This window comes from Bacteroides cellulosilyticus, from assembly GCF_020091405.1.
Classification (GTDB): domain Bacteria; phylum Bacteroidota; class Bacteroidia; order Bacteroidales; family Bacteroidaceae; genus Bacteroides.
On the sequence record NZ_CP081903.1, the window covers coordinates 3,677,854 to 3,703,872 of the forward strand.

The window sequence follows — 26,019 nt, forward strand, 5'->3', positions numbered from 1 at the left end:
GTTTTTAACCGTTGAAGGCTTTTATTAGTGATTGGAGAGGGAGGTAAAGTCCCTATCACCCTATCACTCTAATCAATCACCTTACCACTCCTCGCATTACATATTCTTCCCGTGGCAATTCTTGTACTTCTTACCACTTCCGCAAGGACAAGGATCATTACGTCCTACCGTCTTTTCCGCACGAATCGGTTCACGCTTCACTTGTTCGCGTGTGTCCTGTTGGGCGGCGGCCTGTTGGTTCGGATCGTTCAGATCTTGTTTCTGTTCGCGGTATTTGCTCATATCCTGCTTCTGTTCGGGAGCGGCCTGCTGAATTTCCTGCGGTTCCTGTACCGGGATTTGTCCGCGCATCAGGATAGAAACAGTCTGGCTATTGATCTTATCCACCATTGTATCGAACAGGTTTACAGACTCCAGCTTATAAATCAATAACGGGTCTTTCTGTTCGTAGCTTGCGTTCTGTACAGAGTGCTTCAGTTCATCCAGTTCACGGAGGTTCTCTTTCCATGCCTCGTCGATAACGTGCAGCAGGATAGACTTTTCAAACGCTTTTACCACTTCCTTACACTCGCTGTCGTAAGCGGCTTTCAGGCTGCAAGAGATGTTGTACATGCGCTTACCGTCCGTGATGGGGATAAGGATATTCTCGTACATGTGTCCCTGGGTTTCGTATACCTGCTTGATTACCGGATAAGCAACCTGTGCCATGCGGTCCGTCTTGCGCTTGAACTGTTCCATTGCTACATTGAAGGCTTCTTCAGCAAGCTTTTCCTTCTTTTCGTTACGGAACTGTTCTTCGTTGAAAGGCACTTCCATGGCAAGAGTCTGCAAGAAGTCCATTTTGCAGTTTTCGTAATCGGGAGCTTCAACGGCTGCGGCAACACGGTCCCAGATCATATTTACGATATCCATTCCGATACGTTCACCCATCAAGGCGTGGCGACGCTTGGTATAGACAACTGTACGTTGCTTATTCATCACGTCATCATATTCCAGCAAACGCTTACGGATACCGAAGTTGTTTTCTTCCACCTTCTTCTGTGCACGCTCAATGGAGTTGGAGATCATCTTGTGCTCAATCATTTCACCTTCCTTGAAGCCGAGACGGTCCATTACACCGGCGATGCGGTCGGAAGAGAACAGACGCATCAGGTCGTCTTCCAGTGACACGAAGAATACGGAAGAACCCGGGTCACCCTGACGTCCGGCACGTCCGCGCAACTGGCGGTCTACACGACGGGATTCATGGCGTTCGGTACCGATGATGGCCAAACCGCCCGCAGCTTTTACTTCCGGGCTCAACTTGATGTCCGTACCACGACCGGCCATGTTGGTAGCGATGGTTACTGTTCCGCTCAAACCGGCTTTGGCTACGATGTCCGCTTCCTTTTGGTGCAACTTGGCATTCAATACGCTGTGCTCGATCTTGCGCATGGTCAACATCTTGCTCAGCATTTCGGAGATTTCTACGGATGTGGTACCCACCAGGACAGGGCGTCCGGCTTGTACCAGCTGTTCGATTTCTTCGATGACAGCTTTATATTTCTCGCGTTTCGTCTTGTAAACGCGGTCGTTCATGTCTTTACGGGAAATGGGGCGGTTGGTGGGGATCACCACTACATCCAGTTTGTAGATGTCCCAAAGTTCGCCTGCTTCCGTTTCGGCGGTACCGGTCATACCCGAGAGTTTGTGATACATACGGAAGTAATTCTGCAACGTAATGGTGGCGAATGTCTGTGTGGCAGCTTCCACTTTTACGTTTTCCTTGGCTTCGATGGCCTGGTGCAGACCGTCGGAGTAGCGGCGGCCTTCCATGATACGGCCTGTCTGCTCATCCACAATCTTCACTTGACCGTCGATCACAACGTATTCGTCATCTTTCTCGAACATGGTGTAAGCCTTCAGCAACTGGTTGATGGTGTGTACACGTTCGGACTTGATGGCATAGTTGGTCATTAGTTCATCTTTCTTTGCCAGACGTTGTTCGTCTGTCAGGCTGGTTTCGTTTTCCAGTTCGGAAAGCTGTGCGGCGATGTCGGGTAATACGAAGAGGGTAGGATCTTCCGAGTTACCGGTGATCAGATCCACACCTTTATCTGTCAGATCCACACTGTTCAGCTTTTCTTCGATGACGAAGTACAACGGGTCGGTAGCTTCGTGCATACGCTTGTTGTTCTGCTCCATGTAGATCTCTTCGGTCTTCAGCATACCTGCCTTGATACCTTGCTCACTCAGATATTTAATCAATGCCTTGTTCTTGGGCAGTGCCTTGTGGCTGCGGAACAAAGCAAGGAAACCTTCTTCCTGATCTTTCTTGTCACCGGAAGCAATCAGGCGCTTGGCATCGGCAAGATACTGGGTGGCCAGTTTCTTCTGTGCTTCCACCAGACGTTCTACGAGCGGACGCAATTGCTCGAACAGCTGGTCTTCACCTTTGGGGACGGGACCGGAAATAATCAATGGAGTACGGGCATCGTCAATCAATACAGAGTCCACCTCATCGACGATGGCATAGTTGTGCTGGCGTTGTACCAGGTCTTTCGGGCTGATGGCCATATTATCACGCAAGTAGTCGAAACCGAATTCGTTATTCGTACCGAAGGTGATGTCTGCCAGATAAGCCTGACGGCGTGCGTCGGAGTTGGGCTGATGTCTGTCGATGCAGTCCACACTTAAACCGTGGAACATATAGAGCGGGCCCATCCATTCAGAGTCACGTTTGGCCAGATAGTCGTTTACGGTCACCACATGTACACCGTTTCCGGTCAGTGCGTTGAGGAATACGGGGAGGGTAGCCACCAATGTCTTACCTTCACCCGTTGCCATTTCGGCAATCTTACCTTTATGCAATACGACGCCACCGAACAACTGTACATCGTAGTGTACCATGTTCCAGACAATTTCCGTACCGCCTGCTTGCCAGTGGTTTTGCCAGATGGCTTTGTCGCCTTCAATGCGTACGAAGTCTTTCGTGGCAGCCAGGTGACGGTCGAATTCGGTAGCCGTAACTACGATTTCTTCATTTTCGGATAAACGTTTGGCGGTTTCTTTCACAATGGAGAAAGCTACCGGCAGTACTTCTTCAAGAGCTTTTTCGTAAGTTTCCAGTATATCCTTTTCTATCTTATCTATCTGTGCGAAAACTTCTTCACGGTTTTCCAGTTCGATTTCTTCGATACCAGCTTTGAGCTCTTCCACCTTGGCGCGTTGGTCGGCGGCAGAATTGCGGATATATTCTTTCAGTTCTTCTGTCTTGGCGCGTAAGGCGTCGTTATCGAGTTTGGCAACTTCCGGGTAAGCGGCTTTGATCTTGTTCACCCACGGCTGAATTTCTTTCATGTCGCGTGTGGATTTGTTGCCGAAAATCGAGCTTAAAATTTCATTAAATCCCATTTTATATCTATTTTTATTATTATTTACTAAGTTGATTGAGTGCGCAAAGTTACTGATTTTTATACAGATTGCACATTTTTGCGCCGTTTATTTGATGCGGACTTTCACCACAGAGGGCACAGAGTTTCACTGAGTTTTCTTTCTTCAATTAATGAAGGAAGTCTATTGGTCATTAGAGGTATAAAAACTCTGTGAAACTCTGTGTGCTCTGTGGTGAATAAACCTCAGAAATTCAGTGGAGTCTCTGTGCAAGCATTCGGAGCGCGGATGCGCATCACACTTGACAGGGTGGGGGCTACGCGGGTGATATTGACGGGAACCCGGATCGTTTCGGGCTTCACTCCACCGCCCAGGAAGATGAGCGGAGCAGGAACATTGGCATGGCGTACCACGCGGTTATCGGTGGCATTTTCTTCCATGATAGTCCAGCCTGGCAATACGTCTATCAGCAAATCGCCCGAACGTTTGCGATGAAAGCTGTTCCGGGCAAGTTCTATCTGGGGGGACCAGGGGCCTAGCAGCAGGCGGTGGGCTGAATATGCCTCGTTCACTCCGCTGAATTGTATCAGGAAGTCGGCGGATTTGTCTTGTATTTCCGCCAGATTCAGCTGTTTGTTCTCTATTAATTTATGGTTGAGATAAATTTGCTGGTTGTGATAAGTCTCTACGTACTGTCCTTCGCCATACGTGGCCATGAGATACATGTTCAGCAGGGTGGCGCAGCGGTTCAGGTAGAATTCCCCGCCGGGGATGCGGTACAGGCCGAGATCGGGAGCTTCCGGATCGGCATAGCCCGTAGAGGTGATGCAGAAGACGACGTTGTGCAGGCCAACTTTGCGGTCGATGAGGTCGAGCAGTGCGGCAATGCTGCGGTCGAGGCGTACATACGTATCCTGCATTTCCATGGCACATTCCTGCGTACTCTTATGGTTGTAGTTTCCGGCGTAATAGGTCAGTGCCAGCAGGTCGGGTATCTCATCTTTGGCGATGGTGCTCTTTTCCAGAAGTTCTTCTGTCAGCAGGTTCACTTCGTCGTTGATGAACGGGCTGGTGAGCAGTCGGCGGAATTTATTGCGTCGTTCGCTGTCGAACTTATATTTGAAGGGCTGGTCCCGCCATTCGGGCAGGAAAGTATATTTGTTGATGGGGTGTGCCGGTTCCCATACCATGTCGCGGATGCGGAAGTCGGGTGATTTCCGTTCGTTGTACTGGCTTACCCACCATGGGAACTCGCTGTAATATGTAGTGCTGCACCATTTGCCTGTGTTCTCATTCAGCCAGAAAGCACCGTTTCCGGTATGTCCGGCAGCCAGTACGGCTGCGTCCCGCGAGGGGGCGATGGCATATACCAGGCCTTTGTTGCGGGTGGCAACTTTCAGTTCGTCGGCAATGGTAGAGGTCAGTAATTGGGAGGGAGAAGAGCTTTCATCGGTGAAGTTGCCCATAAAGGCGCTATCGTCCACGCAATTCACGGGGCGCAGGGTGCTTGCATCCATCCAATATTGGGATATGATGCCGTTCATCGAAGGCGTCGTTCCACTGTAGATGGCAGCGATGGCAGAAGCGCGGTCTGTTCCGTTGAAAGGGAATTCGGTCTGGTAGAACACTTTCCCTTCGCGCATCAGTCTTTTGAAACCTTTCTCGCCGTAGAGGGTTGAGAATGCTTCCATATAGTCGGTGCGCAGTTGGTCAATCGTCAGCGTAACCACTAATTTAGGTGTGGCAGGCAGCGGTTGTGCTTGCAGACCGGTGAAAGTCAGTGCGAGTATGGAAGTAATCAGTCCCTTTTTCATTTATCTCTTTTTCAATGTCAAAATAAGATTGCTTGCTGAACGTATCAGCAAACAAAGTGCCAAAGGTAATACAGCTAAGTCAATTCTTTGCGGTATTATCGCCCAAAGCAGTATAAAAAGTGTTAAAACAGCGCAATTTGCCATCATGTACCAGCTTTTCTGCCGTTTTCTCACCTTGTTTATCATCCACGGGAGGCAAAATAAGTGCAGGGGATGGAATACGAACAGCAGGTAATTGGGGCTTACTGCGGGGTGTTGTGAGAACAGGGCGAGGAAGGCGAGGATGCACCCGGCTATTCCGGCACAGAAGAACAGGATTAGGTCGAGTCCCCAGAGAGTTTTCCCGCGGCGGATGCCGTAGATGGTAGCGGCTGCCACCAGCACAAACAGCAGCAGGGCCGATTGCATCGGGGTGATTCCTCCGGAGCGGTGGTCGGCATCAGTCAGTCCGGTTACCACTATTTTCTCTTCGGAGGATACGAGGGGACGTGCCTGACCTTCGTTGTCTACGATCCGGGCTGTGTTGAAGAAGTCCTGCACATAGAAGGGGACGAACATCATCAGTCTTCGGTTGATGGATTGATCGGCTTTGCTGCCCATGCACAGGTCCATGCCGAAGCGTGACCACGGATGACCTTCACTATATTTATGCAGCAAATCGCGGAAAGTGACTCCCGTGTCGGCATCGGTCATATTGTCAGCATACTGCAAGGTGCCGTCGATGGCGGCTTCTATCTGGTCGCGTGGACGGGTGGCGCAGTTGTCGTAGAAGAAGTTATAGCGATATACGCGGTTTTCGGGCCGGTAGTTTTCCTGAAGCAGGTTGAAGAGGTGTTCTTTTTCAGCTTGGGTGAGGTTCAGTGTCTGTTGCCAGACATCCCGTCCCAGGTAGTTGTACTCGGAGGCGAAATGCTCGTAATTGGTTACGCCCAGTTGATAGTCCGTCTCTCCCAGGGCGAAGCGGAAGATGAAGTTGGGGGCGTTGAAATTGAACATGCCGTAGTTGAAGACGGCGTCAATGCCCCGGGTGAAGTTTTCGTAACGGATGGCGGTGTGGCCGAACAGGGAATAGATTTCCCCGCCCGAGGCGCAGGTCAGCAGGCTGATGCGGATGGAGTCGGGGGTAGCTTCTTGCGGCGTTTGCGGCTGGGCGGAGGCCGTGGACGGGCAGAGGAGGCAGAGGAGGAAATATATGAGAATGAGTAAGTTTCTTTTCATGCTGCAAATTTAAGTAAAATACCGGATTTCAGTGCAAGGGGAAGGGGAAATAATAATAGAATTATAAACTTGAAAATTCTGAATAGGTGAGAATACGGGTCTGTAAATGAGCTTCTAAAACTAATAAGTCCTTGTCCCCGGTCAGAATATAGTCGGCGTGTACTGTTTCGGCTAAAGAAAGTAGGTATAAATCTTTGGCATCTCTGATAGATGATTGGGCCTTGGCTTTTATCGATACGAAATGGCAATATGCATCCATTATTTTTAAAGTGTCCCAAATGTCTTGTTCGGATATGTATTTACGTATTTTCCCTCGCTGAGATACATCTTTAAATTCCTGTATCAATTCATCACACACATATACAGTAATGTCAGGGTTAGTCAGTAACTTTTTTAATAAGGATAGCCTTTTGCCTATTAAAAAAGAAATCCAAAGATTAGTATCGACAATTATTTTCATTTACGATATCTTACTGCATTTACCTCTTCCATAATATCTTCATCAGACAATTCTACTTTAGTGGGACGTTTTGATATGTAGTTTTTCAATAAACTTTCTTTGGTTTCAATAGACCATCCCATTTTTTTTGCCAATTCCTTAACGAATTTCATGTCTGCTTTCGGAATGTTAAGATAAACACTTTGTATTGTAGTTTCCATATCCTTCTGCTTTTTAGTTTTCACAAAAGTAGATCTTTTTAAGTTAGGAAACAATGAAAAGAGAGTTAATTCTTACCGTAATCTGTCCTCTCTTTACTTTTCTTTAGTAAAAATCAACCATCCATACTGAAAAACCTACAAAATGTCGGCATTTAAAAATGATTAACGTAAGGTAATTGCATATTTATTAACAGTTTACTACATTTGCAACACTCTCTTCTCATGCAACCTATAAGAACGATTGGGGTCATTCCTATATTGATGAGTATCTGGAGAAAGGCAGAACTACTGATTATTAACCTGTTAAACTAAAATGAAGAGCCTCAAAATCGTATCTTATGTTTATTCCTTTGACCATCGCCATCTTCAGTGGTGCATTGTCCCCTTCCTGTTTGGAGGGGCAGCATTACATTTCTGCGCGGCTTCAGCAAGCCACGTGGAAGCTGGAAGACTTGCCGGGGGAGTCGGGCGAGTTGACGGGGCGGTTGAGGGAAATATTATCCGATTGGCACGTTGACCTGCCTTGCCCTTCTTTTGATTTCCTACCGTCGGCATCCCATTTTCCTGACTTTAATGCCACTGCTGCTCTCTGCCGCCTGAGGGTGGAAGAGATGGAGTATACCCTGAATGTACTTTATTGCGAGGAGCAACCTACTGTCCGCTATCTTTTTTACAGTGCCCTTCTTCGTGCCGAGGCCCGGTGGTTGAAATTGTTGCTGAAAGAGAGAATCAGCCGGTTGCATTCCGACATTGATGCACGCCTGCTGCTGTGCGAAGTGCTTGAAGAGGTGTACGACACCGGGGTGTTGGTGGACGAAGCCTCTCGCAGAGGGCTTTCGGCTGAGTTGTGCGGACAGTTGAAGGGGGCATTGGCTTCACTATATCTGGAACTGACTATAAATTTCGGGCATTTGTTGCAGAGTGCTGATTATATGGGTTATCGGTATCTGTTCAACGATGCCCGTTACTTTCATCCTGTCCGTGAGTGTGAGGTGCTGAAGTATGATATTCTGCAAGCTGGAAATCGGGTGAAGCGTTTGGTCAGTATGGATCTCACAGAAAGGTGTGAGGCAGATGCCATGCGACTTTATGCTGATTTGGTGGCACTGCTTGCCGGGATCAAGTTGTATTCGCATACCGAAGCCTGTCTGTGGCAGGGTGTTGTGGCGCTTGAGAATTTCCTTTTCATTCTTTGCAGCAGTCGCTGGTCCGATAAGAGGATTCCTTATAGTCAGCTTGTTGACGAGCAATGGATGAGGACTTGCCTGAACGACCTGTGCAACGATCAGTATGCCGGTCATTTGCATTACAACGAGGGTCGGGGTGCTTCGGAGTGGGCTATCAGAAAGCTGAATGAGCCCTGTCTGGGATTCCTGAGTCCACTTGTTGAGTGCGAGGCAAGTCTTCCCCGCATGCTGCGCAGCTACCTGCAGAGCCGGCAGGAGCTTTACGAACAGAACTATTCGCGTCCGTTCATATCTATTTCGTCCGGTGAGAAACTTTCAATTCCGCTTTCGCGTCCGTTGGCAGTCCAGCTGCCCGATATGGGCGAAGTACATACACTCCTGGCATTTCTGCCCAAAGTACCCGGCACCAGAGGGGGCTATCTGATGAGTTCCGAACATGTTCAGTGGCTGGAAGATGATTTTCTGTTTTTTTTGCAGAGCGGCCAGATTCCACTGGCTCACAAGAACAGGGTGAAAATCCTGAAAGGGTATGTAGAGGTGCTTTACGGTCTTTTCTTTCATTATCAGAAGCACAGGGGTGGCGATAAGAAGGACTATGCGATTTTCCTTGCCTCGATGCTGGATGTGGATGCACAGCCCGAAAATCTGGTGAGTAACTATAAGAGGTATATAGAAGCCTATGAAGCATTTGTCAGTAAAGAGAATCTTCGCCTCATTTCCTGACGAGTCGTTGACGAAATCAGTTCGTCAACGATTTTTTTTACCGTAAAGTAACACGGGGGAGGAGTTCATTCAAAACTGTGCAGAAATGAGTTTTCACCACAGAGTAACACTGAGTATCACGGAGTTCTATTCTTTTGATTTCAAACTGATTAAACTCTGTGATACTCTGTGTTACTCTGTGGTGAAAAGATTCGTAACTGATTCAACTCTGACGATATTTTTCGTCAAGCTCACGTCATTTCAAACTCTTTTTCCTTTGCATCCGAACCAAAGGAAAAAAGAAATGATACAGAATCTACTATTTTCAGAGCAACTGGAGCAGGTGCGCGATCATCTGCTCAGTCTGGCGCGTTTGCTGGAGCGTGCCGGAGTGAAAGCCCGTCCCGAGATTGCCCGGGGCTGGGTGGACGGACAAGAGGTGATGGACGCGTTGCACATCAGTCAGCGTACCCTGCAAAACTTGCGTGACAACGGGACCCTGGGGTACACCGTTTTGGGTAAGAAATACTTCTATCGCATTCAGGAGATTGATGACCTGTTGCGAAACAACTATGTGATGTACAAGCTCAGTACATTGGGCAAGGAGGACGAACGTCCTGCCACCGATGACAGGGAAGGGGGTGACAGATGAAACGCTTCAGCTTTTTTCGGGCTCCCGTCAGTAATGTCGTACCCCATAAGACGGTGGGGATAGAGCAAATCTACAATGTCATCCGGGGCGACTATTATCGTGCCGCTACCGAAGAGCTGCGCCGCCTGATACAGGAAGAACGGGTCACGCAGCGCGATGTGCAGCGCTTCAAGTCGAGAAACTTCGATTATGCCACCTTCAGCGGAGAGTTCAGCCGTCGGCGCGAAGACGCCCTGTTGGCGCATAGCGGGCTGCTCTGCCTTGACTTCGACCATATCAGTCAGTGGCAGGGCGGCGGGCATTTGCAAGGTGTCTATGGGTTGCGCTATGCTTTGATGCACGATGCCTCGGTAGATACGGCCCTGCTTTTCCGGAGTCCGGGTGGTGACGGCCTGAAGTGGGTGGTTCCCATCGACCTGGAGCAGGGCACGCATGCCGACTGGTTTGAGGTCTTGTCCTACTACGTATCACGCAATTATGGGGTGGAACCCGACCCCTCAGGGCGCGACATTGCACGTGCCTGTTATCTGCCTTGGGATCCGGATGCTGTGATTTATGATTTATGATTTGTTGCGCTGTGTGCTCTGTTGTTATGCCGACATTTCAGCTTCACAAAAATCATAAATCATCTCATAAATCCTTTCAAAAATCATAAATCAAAAATTATAAATCCTTTCATGTCAAAACAGAAATTTAACCTGGGTGAGTGGCGTCGTGACACCACCCTTACTCCCCGTGACGAGGTGGAAATCGTCATTTCACGCATTGAAACTGCAAGTCTCGATCTCACTTCAACTTATAATGACTGGCGCGACCTGGGCTTTGCGCTGGCTCAGGGGCTGGGCGAGGAGGGGCGTACCTTCTATCATCGCCTGAGCCGTTTCTATAGCGGATACCAGTCCGCTGAAACCGACAAGCAGTACACGGCTTGCCTGCACTCGCGCGGACACGGCATCACGCTGAACACCCTCTTCCACCGGGCAAAGCTGGCGGGAGTGGATATCAATACCCGTCCGTTGCCAAATTGCCATATTGCCACATTGCTAAAAGCGAAGGACGTGGCAATATCCCCTGTTGCCGGAGCGGATCGGACGCCTCCGGGCGATGATTTCCCCACTTTCCCCGACGAAATCTACGCCTCCATGCCCCGCCTGCTCTCCGATGTCTGCTCTTACGGCATTTCGGCCGAAGACACGGATATGCTGTTGCTGGGTGCCCTCACGGTGCTTTCCTCTTGCCTGACGCAAATTTCGGGCATCTATGGGCAGCGGCAAGTCTACCCGAACCTCTACCTGTTTGTCGGGGCACAGGCCTCGGCGGGTAAGGGGCGGCTGACGCTGTGCCGTCATCTGGTGGATGTGGTGCATGCCGACCTGCGCCGGCAGAACGTCCGCGAGTGGGAGGAATATCGCCGTGAGAAGTCCCTCTACGAAAAGAGCAAACGCAAGGAGGGCGGCGACGAACCCTGCCAACCGCCCGTCAGGATGCTTTTTATTCCTGCCAACAGTAGTGCCACAGCCCTCTTCCAGACGTTGAACGACAACGAAGGACAGGCCCTGATGTTCGAGACTGAAGGCGACACGCTGACCACCACTTTCCGCAGCGAGCACGGCAACTACAGTGACGGTCTGCGCAAGGCTTTCCACCACGAGACCATCGCCTACAACCGCCGGAAGGATCGTGAATATGTGGAAATCTCCATGCCCCGCCTTTCGGTGCTGCTCAGCGGAACGCCCCGCCAGATAGGGGCGCTCATCCCTGATGCCGAGAACGGGCTTTTTTCCCGCTTCCTCTTCTACAACCTGCCCCTGCGTCCGGTATGGAACGATGTGTTTGCCTGCAACGGGGAGGATACGCTGGACGGTTGTTTTCTTCGGTTGGGAGGACGTTTCTTCCAATTCTATTCACGCCTGAAGAAAACGGCCCCCCTGCGCTTCACGCTCACCGCCGCACAGCAGGTGGAGTTCAACCGTTTTTTCAACTCGATGCAGCAGCAGGGACTCCAGTGCTTTGGTTCCGATATGCTGGCTTCTGTACGTCGCCTGGGGCTGACGGCCTACCGCATCTGCATGGTGTTCTCTTCATTGCGGCTGATGGACTATGAGGGAGATGCCCCGCTGCCGGGCATCCTTTGTTGCCGTGATGATGATTTTCACACCACGCTCCTGATGATGGAGGTGTTGCTGCATCATACGGGACTGGCATATGAAGGATTGCAGGCCGATACCAAGTCTGCGCCCCGCCGGGCCACCGTCGCCGAAAGCGATCAGCGCGAACGTCGGTTGCTTCAGTTATTTGAGGGATTGCCGGAGTCTTTCAATCGTGCGGGTTACCAGGATGTGGCGCGTGCCGAGGGAATCCCAGCCCGTACGGCCGACCGCTACATCATTGAACTGTGCAATCAGGGGCGTTTGCAGAAGCTGGACCATGATGCGTATGGAAAAACGGGAAAGTGATTCGGGCTGAATAGTGTCCGCTCCGTATCTGAACCGTGTCTGCTCCGTACCAGGTCCGTAGTATCTCCGTAGTCTATAGGAATGGAATAACTACGGAGATGGTACGGAGCAGATACGGAGTTGGTACGGAGATGCTACGGAGATACTATGGAGGCGTTACGAAGATACTATGAAGATACAATGAATAATTCCCCCGAAATATAACTGATTATAAAGCCGATATGTTATCTTTGCAATGATTTAGTGCAAGAAACAATAAAAAAAAGATTATTATGACACTGATAGCGAATCCCATTTACGACTCCGTCTTCAAATACCTGATGGAGGACGACCGTGTGGCGAAAATCCTTCTCTCCGCCCTGCTGAAAAAAGAAATCGTGGAACTGCAAATGCGGCGCCAGGAATACTCTGCCATGCAGCAGACGCGCATCTCCATGTTCCGGATGGACTTCACCGCCCGTATCCGTGAGGCAAATGGAGAAGAGCATCTGGTAATGATTGAACTCCAAAAGACGTGGCTTGCCACCGAAACCCTGCGCTTCCGCCAGTACCTGGGCACGCAATACCTCAACAAGGAGAACATGCGCGAAGAAGACAACGGTATCTACGGTCTGCCTATCATTTCAATCTACATTCTTGGGCATAAACTGGGCGAACTGCACGAACCTGTGGTCTACGTCCGCCGCCGGTACCTGAACTATGACGACTGCGTGATAGAGCATAGGGACAAGTTCATCGAAAGCCTGACGCACGACAGCATCATCGTTCAAATTCCATATCTGAAAGGCCGTACCCGAAATCACCTGGAGCGTCTGCTGAATCTCTTCGACCAGGATTACATCTACCACGCCGATGACCATTTGCTGGAAATCGACGAGAATAAATTCACCGGAAAGGATGAACAACTACTTATGAACAGGTTGCTGAAAGCGGGCGTGGCACCGGAAATCAGACGAGCCATGGATGTGGAGGATGAGATTCTCTCGGAGATTGAAAAGAGGGATACGATCATTATGCGGAAGGAAGAGGAGATCGTCAAGAAGGATGAGGAGATCGTCAAGAAGGAAGAGGAAATCGTCAAGAAGGATGAGGAGATCGTAAAGAAGAAAGAGGAACTTGAGAAGCAGCATGAGGAACTTGCGAAACAGCATGAGGAACTTGAGAAACAGCACGAGGAGCTTGAGAAGCAGCACGAAATTATTCGCGAAGCTGTCCGTATGTTCAGTCAAGCCGGACTTTCGGTTGATGAAATAGCCCGAAAGTTCTCTTTATCACCCGAAAGCGTAAATCACTTGCTTAATGAATAAAGGTTCAATGAGTGAAGGCGGGCGTTTATAAAAATAATGTTCTTACCTTTGTCTGTTAATATTGGGGTTTTTCAGACAAATAATACTATGAAGGAACTGCTATTACAAGCTATGCTTGATTCCGGTCATTCCGACGCTACTCCGTCCGATCTCTGCCGGTGGCTGGTATCCCTTACGGGGGAGCTTGCCACAGAACCGGGGAGTTTTGCCCCGCTGCTCTATCATACGCCCTGTCCCGGAGTACTTGAAGTGTGGCTGAGAGATGCTCCGGAGCAAACGGAAAGAAACGTGCTTCGTTACAGGCGTCTCTCTTTCCGTCCGCTTCCCCCGGTGTCCGCCCCTTCTCCTTCCGCCTCTGCCGACTGTAGGATTGCGGTGGAAGTGCTGCCTGCGAAACAAATATACATCGGTTTTCCTGTGTCCGAAATGGGGCTTGTGGGTGTTTCACCCGTTCTGGTAACTACAGGCGGATGGGTGATACCCTATGAGGCGCTCAGTCCGGTGCAGATAGGTCATTTGGACGCTGTTTATGCAGTGCTTACCCCTGCTTTGTCTGCCCGCCTGGATGGTGCCGGCTGTGTGGAACGGCACATGTCCGCCCCGTCTGGCCCTTATGAAGCTTTGTGGCAGGAGGTGGAAGGGCTGTTGGCGCGTTGCTTCCCTTCGGGTGGGGTAGTCTCCGGCTGTCCCCTTCACTTGTCACTCCGGCTGGCCGATGTACCTGCTCACCGTTTGCGGTGTATCGGGGCGGAACATAGCCAGATGCAGTTTGGCAGGTCGGCCGTAGAAACCGATCCCCGCACCGGCCTTTGCCGTTACGGTGCCTGTCTGCCCGGGCGGTGTCGTTCTCTTACCCTCACCATGCTTTATCCGAGGGGACAACTGGATGCTGCCCGCCACCTCTTCAGTCTTTTCTCCCCACTGGCTTCTCTTATAGCCGTGATGCCTGTGGGCAACATGGACCGGTGGATAGCTTATGATGCGGATGAGCGTGCCGCAGACCAACTGACGCAGGCGCTCTACACGCAGCCCGTCACGGATGTTCCTGCCGCTTTCAGGCTCTATTGCCTGGTGGTTCCTTCGGGAGAGGCAGCCGCTGCACTGATGGGGCGGCAACTATCGGTTCGCCTGCGCAGACTGGTGCTTTCCCTGGGATCTCTTTATGTGGGAGCCATTCCGTTGCATGCCGTCAGCTCCGGGGGCTTCGGCAGATACTTGCCTTCTGTGGCCTCGCGCTTGCTGGTGCAGATGGGTGGCATGCCGTGGATGCCCCGCCGTTTTGCTTCGCAGGACACCGACCTCATTGCCGGATTCTCTTGCTCACGTCCCTCGCAATGTTTCGAGTCTTTCAGTGCGGTCACTTTCTACAACCATCCTGCCCGGGGGGGCTGCTTCGACCTCTGTAAGGCTGAGGGGAAGTTCTCTCTGTTCTTTTCTTCGCGCTTCAGGAGGGCTTACGAACAGTTCCTGACCGACCACCGTGATAGCCCTCCCCGGCGTTTGGTGGTTTATTGCCACCGGGATCTTCCGACGGCGGCTCTGCTGTCTTTGGTACGCTGGATGGTGCCGTATTCGGAAGCTGTGCCGGTGGTGCTGGCGCAAGTGCGGCGCACGTCGAGGGCTATGCTCCGTCACTATGCCCCCGATGCTCCCGGCTGTATGCCGCCTGCGGGAACTGTTCTGGGCCGCACCGATGATACTTTTCTTCTTTTCTGCCGTGATTTCAGACCGGCATCCGGTTCTTTACGTGCTTTTTATCCTTATCCGTTGGAGATCAGGCTCAACCACCTTTGTGCCGATGGCAGTCTTCAACCGTTGTCATCTGCCGAGGCGGACGGTGTGCTGGTGCAAGCCTTCCAGCTTGTCCGGGCCAATCCGGCGTGTGTGGACGGCAATCCTTTGCCCCTCGTACTGTCGCACACCGACCGCTTGTTGCGCTATCGTTGCCAGGAGTGGCAGCTTGAAATGGCGGACCGCATTGCCATGGACTAAAGTTCGTGGCAACGTGGCAACGTGGCAATTTGGCAACCAACTGTGCAAAACGACGCAAAACGACGCAAAAATCACACACTTTTAAAATCCCCTTTCTTTACAGCTTACCTTTGCTTCTGGCTGAACGGTAAAAGCTCCTGCATCGCCGTGCTGCTGCAGAGGCATCGTGCCTGTTTGCTGCTGCCTGCCTTCTTCAGCCCCTGAGACTTGGTCGCATTGACCGGTCCTGATCCCTAAAATATACGATAATGGGAGAAATTAAAAGAGGAATCCTCGGCGGATTCAGTGGAAAAGTGGGTACCGTAGTGGGTAGTACCTGGAAAGATGTGAGCTATATGCGTGCGCTGGCCATCAGTGTCAGTAACCCCCGCACTCCGAAACAACAGACGCAACGCGGCAAGTTTGCCATGAGCATGACTTTCCTGCGCGCCATCATTCCCTATGTTCGCATAGGCTATCATCCTTATGCCAAAGGGCGCACGGCTTTCAACGCGGCGATGTCCTACATCCTGCGCCATGCCATCACCGGTTCGGCGCCCCAGCTTGCTGTAGATTATGAACGTGTGCTGGTGGCCCGTGGCACCCTGATGCCCGTCTTCAATGCTTCGGCTGCCTTGACCGGCGGCAAACTTACCCTGACGTGGAAGGATAACAGCAAGATGGGAGATGCTCTCTCTACTGACCAGGCGATGCCGCTGGTTTACAACAAGGAACGCGGCGAGGCCTATTACGACCTGGAAGCTGCCACCCGTGCCGACGGCACTGTGCAGTTGACGTTGCCCGACGGCTGGGAGGACGAGGCGCTGGCCGTTTATCTTGCTTTTCGTAGCGAAGACGGCAGCCGTGTCACCAACAGCAGTTGCCTGAAAGATGACGCTTACGAAGGCAACGGTTCGGGCGGCAATGCCGGAGGCGATGACAAACCGGGTGGCGGCTCGGGCGGCGGTCTGGATGAGAATCCGTTGGGATAATCCCAAAAAGGGTAGGGTGCTGAATCCCGTCACTCTACCCCCTCATCATCCTATTACTTTATTACCCTATTATTTTTTTTATTATGCGAAAGATAAACTACATCGTGGTGCATTGCAGCGCCACCCGGGAGGACTGTCCTTTTTCGGTAGAAGCCCTTCGTGCGGAACACCTGCGCCGCGGTTTCCGCGATATCGGTTACCACTATTATATCCGCCGTGACGGTACAGTGGCAAATACCCGTCCCATCACCCTTGTAGGGACGCATGTCAAGGGAATGAACGCTCACAGCATCGGCATCTGCTATGAAGGCGGACTGGACGCGCAAGGCAATCCGAAGGATACCCGTACGCCGGAACAGCGCAGTGTACTGCGTCTGCTGGTGCATCAGTTGCTGCGCCGCTTTCGGGGCGATGTGCGCGTTTGCGGGCATCGTGACCTCAGTCCGGACCTGAACGGTGACGGGGTGGTGGAGCCTGCGGAGTGGATGAAGGAGTGTCCGTGCTTTGAAGTGAGCCGTGAACTGTGATTTTTCATTTTTCAACTATTAATTTAAAAATTACCGGAAAGGAGGTGTTTGATAATGGCAATCAAGAAATCTGTTTGGAGTATGATCCTGAAGGTGGCTGTGGCGGTGGTTACGGCGATAGCGGGTGTGCTGGGAGTTCATGCGATGACGATGTAATGCCATCCACGGGGTGCGTCAAGATTCACTTTTTTGGCGCACCTTTTTATTATTTGATTTTAGAAATCTAAAAAAACTAACACGATATGAATAAGAAAATTATAACTATGCTGGCTTTGCTGCTGGTTCCTTTCATCGGGACTTTCGGCCAGCACATGCCTTTGCTCAATGTTCCCAGTCCTGAAATTGCGGGGTTGGGGGAGTACGGCACGGTTCCTGTAGGGTTGTATACCGGAGTTCCCGACATATCCGTTCCGCTGCACGAAATGCAGGCGGGCGGACAGTCGTTTCCCATTACGGCCAATTATCATCTGTCATCGGTGAAGCCTCAGTTGCAGGAAGGCTGTCTGGCTTTGGGCTGGAGCCTGCAGACTGGCGGATATATCAGCCGTTCCGTCAACGGGATGTATGACGAGAAGATGCATGCCGATGGGTATGCTCCCGGCTATTATGCCAATGCGTATCGCCTGAAGGGAATGACGAATGAGCAGTTCACTGCCGCTACCAAGCGTATCCGGTCCGATGTCGGTAAGGAGGATTATTATGAACTGGCGGCGGATGAATTCTCTTTCAGCTTCTTCGGATACACGGGCACCTTTTATTATAATGAGGATGGCGGCTGGACGGTGATTTCCGACCAGGACATCCGGGTGGAGTTCAATCCGGCGGACGGAGAGGAATTTGTAAAACTGGATGGTTTGCGTCCCGAGATCGAACATGGTTCTTGGGGAGTGCAAGACTATAATGACCGCTTCTTCAACAAATTTACCTTGGTCACTCCCGACGGATGCTGTTACGAATTTGGTGGAATCAATGCCACGGAATACAGCATCTCGTACTACAACCGCAATAACAGCGACCTGATAGCCACTACTTGGCAGTTGTCGAAGATCGTAACCCCTGACAACCGCACCGTCACTTACCACTATGAGGCTACCGATCTGCTTTGCGACCTGAAATATGTGCCCCAGGCCAAGACTCTTTATAATGCGCCGTGCACTCCGCATAACCCGAGTAGAGGCAGGGATGCCATGACAGGTTTTCTTATCATGCCTGTCCGTCTGGCAGGGATCTCGACGCCCGACGAGGAGATCTCATTTGATTACTTTGAAGATCTGGCTTACAGCAGCCACTTCTGGGCCGCTGCCCTTGGCTGGAATGTGGACGAGTATTATCCGGAGGATATTTACCATCCCGCTCAGGAATTTGAAAGGAGGCAATTCTCCTTGTTCATGCACACCACCCTTGATTATACAACTTCCCCGCTATTGCAGCAAAGTATTCAGAAAAACCTGAAACACAGTACTCTGCATCGTATTGGCATCCGGAGCAAGAACAGTGCCGTCTGTGCCCGGAGCGTCTATTTCGACTACACTTTTAAGAATCGCAGGAAACTCGCGCTGGTTGCCTTGCGCGAGGGCGTTCCGGCATTGATTCCCGACTATGTGTCGGCACCCGGCAAGCTTGTCTTGCGCGGTTACAAGGTTCCGGTTTCACCTGCGCCCGGTAAAGATCCGGAGTATAAGTTTGCCTATAATACGGAAAGACCGATGCCGACCAGCTATACCAACCCTGAAACCGATTACTGGGGGTATTATGTGGGCAGCAATGTTTCTTTTTCCGCGATACCTCAATTTAAGAAACCGACTCCGAGCCTGATATTCAGTCAGTCGGATGTGCTGACGGAAATTACTTACCCCACAGGCGCGAAGAGCCGTTTTGAGTATGTACTGAACAACTACTCCAAGATAGTGGACATCACGCACACACGATTGGACAATCAGTTGGGCAATGCGGGTGGTCTGAGGGTGGCTGCCGTGAGTCGGCACGACCGCAACGGTGTTTTGCTGGATAAAAAGAAATACTATTATGCGGAGGATAGAAAAGCCGGAAGCGCAAGCAGCGGTATATTGAGGGAGGCTCCTGTCTATGAAATAATCTATACTGCTTCCGAAGACGTCATATTGAAACAACAATCGGAGGGAGGCTATTTTGCTTCGGTCACTAATCAGAATTCTCCGGTTGTGGGTTATTCGTGCGTCATCGAAGAAACGTTGGATTCCGTCGGGCACTCGAAAGGCTACATCAAACGTCGCTATAGCAATTATGGTACCGACCTCTATGGTATGACTCATTTTGACGAACCTGCTCTGTATTCCAATGCGGGAGGCGAATCGGTCGTGAAACCCTTCACCAGCCGCTCTGCAGAACGGGGGAAATTACTGTCGGAAGAATTTTACAATAATAGTGATAAGTTGCTGAAAAAGAAGGTACAGCATTATAAAACGGTGAACTCCGGCGAGTTCAGGAGTGCCCACCAGACTGTTGCTTTTTTTTGTACAGACCTTGACTACGAGAGTTTCTCTTATGCTTGCATAGGCACATTGACTCGCGTCTATACCCATAGTTATCTGCCGGACTCCATTGCCGAGACGGTGTACCCTTCGGAAGGAAACGTCCCGGGCTACAACGTTGAACGTACCTTCTCTTATAACAATCACAAATTGCTGAAACAAGAAAAAACTCTGACCAGCAAAGGAGGTAGCCACACGGTGGGTTACACGTATCCTGCCGACCATAGCAATTATCAGTGGATGGTGGATGCTCACCTGTTGTCTCCGGTGGTGGAAAAGACTACAGTGGAGGGTGGAAAGTCGCTGAAAGAAACCTATACATACGGTTACCGGAATCAGGGTTCCCGGTATATGCCTTATGTGAAAAGTACCGGTCACCGATTTGACGCTTTGAGCAGCCGCACCGACTATCTGGTAGATAAAACAGATGCGTATGCCAATCCGGTGGTTACCGTAAGCCGGGGAGTCAGCAGCGTCTTGCTCTGGAGCTATGAGGGCAGGCAACTCATTGCCCGGATAGAGAATGCCACCTACGGCAAGGTGATGTCGCTGCTGGGTAAATCTCCCGAAAGTTTCTCCACAGCAAGCAAGCCGGATAACACCGCTTACAGACTGATAGAAGATATCCGGCACCGGCTGCCTAAAGCCCTGGTGATAATTTATAAATATACCCCCGGAATGCAACTGGAATCAGTCACTTCACCTGCCGGGCAGACGGTATTTTATAAATATGATTATCTGGACCGGCTGCGCGAAGAGTATTTCTATGATCAGCCTTCCGGTTTGCTCCGGAGGAAACTCCTCAATGTATATGACTACCATTATCAGCACTGATTTACTAAAACATAGAATGAGAATTATGAAAACAAGATATTATTATTTGATTCTCCTGTTGCTATTGTGCCTGCCGCAGATGCTGCATGCGCAGAATACGCCGGTCAAGCCGGTAGAACCCAATGAAGAGTTGCATGCGGGCGCTTCCGTAACCAAACGGCTGGCGTATCATGATGCCGGGGAGAATACGACCAACTATTACCGTTTCCTGACCACGGAACCTCTGTTGTTTCAATTTGATTTTTCCAACTTTGCTTATAATCAGGGATGGGGCGATCCTTTGCCCCAGACTACGATAGCCCTTAGTTGCAATCTGGCGGGGGAGAGTTCGGATGTTCTTCCACATCTTTTCCTTTTGAATGTGGACGGAAAAACCGGGCAGTTCCTGACGTCTTCGGGAAGTAAGCCTATGGAGTTGCCGGCCGGCAGCTATCAGTTTACGTTTACCGGGCATAAGATAGGTGGCATACACCCTTTGCAATCCCAGACTGCCTCCCCTTTTACTTCTGAAATTCCTCCGGCCACTTATTTCTTCGATTTGCACATCACCACGGAAGTTCCGCCTGCCCCCGTTGTTCCGGAACCTGATCCTGATGATGCGGCTTTGCCGGCTATTCCATCCCCCAACTCTGAGGCGCTTGTCGCCTTGCCGGCATCTGCCGGAGTGAACAGCGTATGCTTGTTCGCCAGCAGGGATGGAAGTGGAACAAAGGGAGATCTCACCGTAAACTATGCTGATGACCTGGGGCGCAACATTGAGACTGCCCGGAGAGGCTGTATTGCGCAAGGCAGGAATCTGGTTAGTTTGCAGGAATACGACTCCTGGGGAAGAAAGGGCAACATCTGGCTTGAAGCGGCGAAGGATACCACGGCGGGAGCCTACCTATCGCCCGCACAGTGCAAGACGTTGGCTGCATGCACCAACGGCGGTGATTCGCGCCCCTATACGGAAACCGTCTACGAGGAGTCTCCGCTGGACCGTCCTATCCGCCAATATGGTCCCGGTCAGGACTGGAAATCCAAGGGGAAAGCGGTAAGCAGCGTATATACCTCGAACAGTGAATTTGCCGGTGAGCTGCATTGCATGAAGTTTGCCGCGGGTGAAAAAACAGATGCCGGAATGATGGTAACCGCTACCGGATATTATGACGGGGGTAGTCTGCAAGTAGTAAAGACCAGCGATGAGGACGGGAAAGCTCAAATTGAATTTACCGACCGGAGCGGGAACAGGGTTCTGTTGAGGCAGATGGAACTTAAAGCGGGCAAGCAGGTGTATTATGATACCTATTATATATATGACGCTACCGGGAACCTTCGCGCGGTGTTGCCTCCCGAACTTTCGGCAAAGGCTCCGGTGACGGGTGGCCTGGCGAAGGTGGAACTCGACAGGTATGCTTACCTCTACGCTTATGACAACTTCCGCCGGCTCTCGGACCGTAAGCTGCCCGGTGCGGACTGGGAACGTTTCATGTACGATGACGGTGACCGTCTGGTTGCTTCGCAGGACGGCAATCTCCGCAAGGCGGGGAAGTGGAAGTTTATGATTTCCGACAAGTTCGACAGGGTGTGTTTGGAAGGTGTGTGTACGAGTTGCCTGTTTGTGATAGACATGCAGCACCGGGATGTGCACGCTTCTTGTGAGTATATCGGGAAGAAGGGGGAATATCACGGCTATGACCTTATCGGTGTTGGCTTAGGTTCCCCTGTCTTTTGTAAAGTAAGCTATTATGATAATTACCGCTTCCTTGACGATGGTCTGCTGCCGGCGGGTGGAACGAAAGATCCTTTGGCTTATGCACCGGGAACGGGATATGGTGAGAAGTATGTCAGTGCCAAGGGGAGCCTGACGGGGACGCTTACGGCACGGATAGGGGCTTCGGACGTGCTTTCGGGTACGACTTCGGCTTTAGGCACGATTTCGGATATGCTTTCGGCCAGTGCTTTTTATTATGATGCCCGTGGCCGTTTGATTCAATCCCATTGCGGGAATCATCTGAGCGGCTTTGAATCGGACTACACGTCTTATAACTTCAGCGGCCAGCCTGTAAAACAGTTGCATGTGCATTCCGCACCTGGCAAGGCTTCTTTGAGCGAACAGTATGCTTATACGTATGATGAATCGGGCTTGCCTCTGTTGGTTAAACATCGGCTGGGGAATGGGGCGGAAATAACTCTGTCTAATAAGGGTTATGACTCGTTGGGGCGTTTGTATCAGGAGAAGCGCAACGGTCATTCTTCTTTGCAGTCTGAGTATGTCTATAATGTTCGTTCCTGGCTTACCGACATTGTGGGGCAGCGTTTCTCCCAAAACCTGTACTATAATACGGACGGGCTGAATGGCACGAAATGTTATAACGGGAATATCAGTAGCATGAGATGGAAATCCGGTACTGAAAGCAACCTCCGTGCCTATACTTTCACTTACGATCCTCTGAACCGTCTGCAGGCTGCGTTCTATGGTGAAGGCAATTCCGGTTTCGGTAATCTGAACGGTTTCACCGAAGAGGTGACGGGCTATGACAAGAACGGCAATATCCTGGGACTGAAGCGTTACGGGCAGACGGGTACGGACACTTACGGCTTGATTGACAACCTTACAATGACGCTGAGCGGCAACCAGCTGCTGTCTGTTAATGATGCCGCTACCGCTTCGGCCTACAATAACGTTTTTGAGTTCAAGGACGGTGCCAAAGTATCATCCGAGTATGCTTATGACCTGAATGGAAATTTAACGAAAGATTTAAATAAGAAAATCACTGGTATTCAATATAATTACTTAAATTTGCCCAGTCAGGTTACATTCACCGATGGCAACACGACAACCTATACTTATGATGCGGACGGAACGAAACTCCGCACTGTGCATAAGATAGGCGGCACTACCACCACGACTGATTACTGTGGCAATGTGATCTATGAAAACGGTACGGCTAAGTGTCTGTTGACCGAAGGCGGTTCTCTCTCCCTTAACGATAAAAAGTATCATTATTATTTGCAGGATCATCAGGGAAACAACCGTGTGGTTGCTTCTTCGGATGGGAGTGTGGAGGAAACGAATCATTACTATCCGTTCGGTGGGGTTTTTGCAGGTACGGGCAATGTGCAGGCTTATAAGTATAACGGCAAGGAACTGGATGCGAAGAAGGGACTGAACTGGTATGATTATGGGGCTAGGATGTATGATGCGGGGCTTGGAAGGTGGCATGTGGTGGATCCGATGGCTGAGAAGTATCGCGGCATGAGCCCTTATGCATATTGCAATAACAGCCCGACGATAAATGTGGATTTGGACGGTAAGGACTGGTATATGCATAGTGAAACGGGTGAGTTGTATTTCAGTAAAAATAGGAACCAATGGCATTTTAAACTGAATGATAGGATTTATTATCGAATCGGTGATAATGACATGCTGGGAGATATGAAAGATGTAACGGAACGTGCGTATAATTATGATGAATCTTTATCTTTAGCTCAGGATAATGGTTACTCAATTAATCCGATTCAAGAGATTTTATCTGAGGTCTCCAGAGAACAGCCTTACTCTACGGGAAAGAAATCTATTACTGTTACTACTGGTGAAATAGAAATTATAAATGAAAAGTATGGAATATTTCCTGCAGAGAAAAGTGAGAAGAAGAATTTTAAAACGAAAACATTGTATAATCCGGAATATACTATGCTCGATTATTTAGATGCTCTTGCAACAGGATCTAAAAAGACAGATGTGATTGAGAGGAATTACTTTACATACAATAAACCTACTTTACGAGATAAAACAGGAAGTGCTCTTGGAGCTGTTTACAATGTAATGGAGGTCATGACGGGTAAACATGATTATCGTAATGTGAGCGTTTATAAGAGCTGGAATGTTTATTTGAAAGCTACAGGAGGGAAAGGTCGAATTTTACCATATAGAAAGTAAAATATGAAAATTATATTTTTATTATTAAGTGGTCTGTTTTTATTTCAGATCAATGTTTTGTCTCAGAATGATTTTCCTGATGAGCGTACTAAAAGAGATTATAAAGAAATAATAAGTTTATATCCTGATTTTTTGGTTTCTCATTTACCAAAAAACTTGGATGATGTCAAGTTTGCTAATCCAGGATTATTATTTCCACGGGGTAAATATTTGAATTATATCCATTTGATGGTGCCTTATGAAGATGAAAAGATTGAAGAGCTGAAGATAGAGGCTGCTTCAAAGGCTAAAGGTATATATCATTTTGGAGATTCTCTTTTAATGCTTCCATATAATTATGAGAAGTTTGAGATAATCAAATCAGATTCAATCCAAAATATACCTTTTGTTAGTATGTTACCTTTGCCTAACTTTTATTCTTGGTTATACGATTTTCCACCAGCTTTTTATAAAGAAGCAGTTATTTATCTTTTTGATGCAGAAAAGGGTAATTTTTTGACGGATAATTCTCTCTCTAAGAATGGTGTCGGTTTACCAGAAGCATGGAAGCATGGTTATACAAAAGGAGCCGTTTTTTATAAAAACTTTATATTCTATTGGCTCGAAGTATGGTAAGAAAATGAAATAATGATTTCCCGTTCAGTCGGATATACCATCCGACTGCCTCTGGCATAAAGCTTTTTAATCTATGACCTTGAATTTTCCCTGTCTCCTGAATATGAACTATTCTTAGAGACGGGGATTTTTTATTCGCTCTGTTTGGCAATCTTATAATGACGCTGAACGGCAACCAGCTGCTGTCTGTCAATGATGCCGCTACCGCTTCGGCCTACAATAACGTTTTCGAGTTCAAGGACGTTGCCAAAGTATCATCCGAGTATGCTTACGACCTGAATGGAAATTTAACGAAAGATTTAAATAAGAAAATCACTGGTATTCAATATAATTACTTAAATTTGCCCAGTCAGGTTACATTCGCCGATGGCAACACGACAACCTATATTTATGATGCGGACGGAACGAAACTTCGCGCAGTACATAAGATAGGCGGCACTACCACCACGACTGATTACTGTGGCAATGTGATCTATGAAAACGGTACGGCTAAGTGTCTGTTGACCGAAGGCGGTTATCTCTCCCTTAACGATAAAAAGTATCATTATTATTTGCAGGATCATCAGGGGAACAACCGTGTGGTTGCTTCTTCGGATGGGAGTGTGGAGGAAACGAATCATTACTATCCGTTCGGTGGGGTTTTTGCAGGTACGGGCAATGTGCAGGCTTATAAGTATAACGGCAAGGAACTGGATGCGAAGAAGGGACTGAACTGGTATGATTATGGGGCGAGGATGTATGATGCGGGGCTGGGAAGGTTTACAACGGTGGATCCGTTTGCTGAAAATTATTACGCTACGAGTTCTTATGCGTACTGTGGGAATAATCCTGTTAATCGTATAGATCCTGATGGGAAAGACTGGCGCATACAAACTCAATATAACCGTGAAATAGATAAAATTGAATATATTATAACTGTGAATGCAGTTCTTTATAATAATTCAAGTAATCGAGATATTAATATAGAGCAATTAGCCACTACTATTATTAACCAAGTGACTAATGTATATAATATTTCTGAAAAAAGTTTTGTAGCAAAGATGAATTTCAATCTTAAAGTAGTCAAATCGGTAAGTGAAATAGGGGAGCGAGATCATGTTATTCAGATTGTTGACCAGAATCTTTTTAGAAAATCGGATTCAAAGAGTGAAGTCTCAGCCGAAGCGTCTTTATTTGGACTAAGTATTAGGATTGGAACTAATCTTGTTGAAAGTACTTTAAAGGGAGATAACATGAGGACCATCGCTCACGAATTGGGGCATACAGGTGGATTGAGGCAT

Annotated in this window: 18 protein-coding genes and 1 pseudogene; 14 read left to right on the top strand and 5 right to left on the bottom strand. The window is 49.4% G+C overall.

Annotation, left to right across the window (positions count from 1 at the left end; genetic code table 11):
* Positions 1–96 precede the first annotated feature (96 nt).
* From secA to K6V21_RS13335, 3 genes are all read right to left on the bottom strand, one after another.
* Positions 97–3,393: a preprotein translocase subunit SecA gene (gene secA, locus K6V21_RS13325; RefSeq protein ID WP_224318910.1), complete on the bottom strand. Its 3,297-nt coding sequence runs from the start codon at positions 3,391–3,393 to the stop codon at positions 97–99.
* Between the two features lie 224 nt (positions 3,394–3,617).
* On the bottom strand, positions 3,618–5,186 hold the full coding sequence (locus K6V21_RS13330; RefSeq protein WP_224318911.1) for an alkaline phosphatase family protein: 1,569 nt from the start codon (positions 5,184–5,186) through the stop codon (positions 3,618–3,620).
* A complete protein-coding gene (locus K6V21_RS13335; protein ID WP_224322041.1) occupies positions 5,187–6,299 on the bottom strand; it encodes a DUF4105 domain-containing protein in 1,113 nt (370 codons plus the stop codon).
* On the opposite strand from K6V21_RS13335, the gene K6V21_RS13340 reads away from it, so the two are divergent.
* Positions 6,240–6,392, top strand: coding sequence for a hypothetical protein (locus K6V21_RS13340; RefSeq protein ID WP_224322112.1), 153 nt, complete (start codon positions 6,240–6,242; stop codon positions 6,390–6,392). The genes K6V21_RS13335 and K6V21_RS13340 overlap by 60 nt on opposite strands.
* Before the next feature lie 73 nt (positions 6,393–6,465).
* Here the strand turns inward: K6V21_RS13340 and K6V21_RS13345 are convergent, their stop codons facing one another.
* Positions 6,466–6,864, bottom strand: a complete 399-nt coding sequence (locus K6V21_RS13345; RefSeq protein ID WP_224318912.1) for a putative toxin-antitoxin system toxin component, PIN family — start codon at positions 6,862–6,864, stop codon at positions 6,466–6,468.
* Positions 6,861–7,064: a hypothetical protein gene (locus K6V21_RS13350; RefSeq protein WP_224318913.1), complete on the bottom strand. Its 204-nt coding sequence runs from the start codon at positions 7,062–7,064 to the stop codon at positions 6,861–6,863. Before K6V21_RS13350 ends, K6V21_RS13345 begins: the two co-directional genes overlap by 4 nt.
* Positions 7,065–7,402: 338 nt before the next feature.
* Between K6V21_RS13350 and K6V21_RS13355 the strand changes: the two genes are divergently transcribed.
* The 13 genes and pseudogenes from K6V21_RS13355 to K6V21_RS13415 form a co-directional block, all read left to right on the top strand.
* Entirely contained in the window at positions 7,403–8,974 is a 1,572-nt protein-coding gene (locus K6V21_RS13355) for a hypothetical protein (RefSeq protein WP_224318914.1), read from the top strand.
* A gap of 283 nt (positions 8,975–9,257) precedes the next feature.
* Positions 9,258–9,605 carry a helix-turn-helix domain-containing protein gene (locus tag K6V21_RS13360; protein ID WP_217715966.1) on the top strand — a complete coding sequence of 116 codons (348 nt, stop codon included), beginning with the start codon at positions 9,258–9,260 and terminating at the stop codon, positions 9,603–9,605.
* A complete protein-coding gene (locus K6V21_RS13365) occupies positions 9,602–10,171 on the top strand; it encodes a BT4734/BF3469 family protein (protein ID WP_224318915.1) in 570 nt (189 codons plus the stop codon). The genes K6V21_RS13360 and K6V21_RS13365 overlap by 4 nt, the downstream gene beginning before the upstream one ends.
* Before the next feature lie 111 nt (positions 10,172–10,282).
* Positions 10,283–12,061, top strand: coding sequence for a DUF3987 domain-containing protein (locus K6V21_RS13370; RefSeq protein WP_224318916.1), 1,779 nt, complete (start codon positions 10,283–10,285; stop codon positions 12,059–12,061).
* A gap of 272 nt (positions 12,062–12,333) precedes the next feature.
* On the top strand, positions 12,334–13,368 hold the full coding sequence (locus K6V21_RS13375) for a hypothetical protein (RefSeq protein ID WP_224318917.1): 1,035 nt from the start codon (positions 12,334–12,336) through the stop codon (positions 13,366–13,368).
* A gap of 87 nt (positions 13,369–13,455) precedes the next feature.
* Positions 13,456–15,360 carry a hypothetical protein gene (locus K6V21_RS13380; RefSeq protein WP_224318918.1) on the top strand — a complete coding sequence of 635 codons (1,905 nt, stop codon included), beginning with the start codon at positions 13,456–13,458 and terminating at the stop codon, positions 15,358–15,360.
* A gap of 248 nt (positions 15,361–15,608) precedes the next feature.
* Positions 15,609–16,331, top strand: coding sequence for a DUF6266 family protein (locus K6V21_RS13385; protein WP_217715971.1), 723 nt, complete (start codon positions 15,609–15,611; stop codon positions 16,329–16,331).
* Positions 16,332–16,414: 83 nt separating this feature from the next.
* Positions 16,415–16,858, top strand: coding sequence for an N-acetylmuramoyl-L-alanine amidase (locus K6V21_RS13390; RefSeq protein WP_224318919.1), 444 nt, complete (start codon positions 16,415–16,417; stop codon positions 16,856–16,858).
* 54 nt (positions 16,859–16,912) lie between these two features.
* Positions 16,913–17,014, top strand: a complete 102-nt coding sequence (locus tag K6V21_RS13395) for a smalltalk protein (protein WP_408912605.1) — start codon at positions 16,913–16,915, stop codon at positions 17,012–17,014.
* 86 nt (positions 17,015–17,100) lie between these two features.
* A complete protein-coding gene (locus tag K6V21_RS13400) occupies positions 17,101–20,202 on the top strand; it encodes a hypothetical protein (RefSeq protein ID WP_224318920.1) in 3,102 nt (1,033 codons plus the stop codon).
* A 25-nt stretch (positions 20,203–20,227) separates the two neighbouring features.
* Positions 20,228–24,124: an RHS repeat-associated core domain-containing protein gene (locus K6V21_RS13405; RefSeq protein WP_224318921.1), complete on the top strand. Its 3,897-nt coding sequence runs from the start codon at positions 20,228–20,230 to the stop codon at positions 24,122–24,124.
* Positions 24,125–24,127: 3 nt separating this feature from the next.
* The gene (locus K6V21_RS13410; RefSeq protein ID WP_224318922.1) at positions 24,128–24,739 is read left to right on the top strand and encodes a hypothetical protein; all 612 of its coding nucleotides are present in this window, start codon (positions 24,128–24,130) and stop codon (positions 24,737–24,739) included.
* Positions 24,740–24,873: 134 nt separating this feature from the next.
* A pseudogene (locus K6V21_RS13415) lies at positions 24,874–25,602 on the top strand (RHS repeat-associated core domain-containing protein); the annotation flags it as partial.
* Between the last annotated feature and the right edge of the window lie 417 nt (positions 25,603–26,019).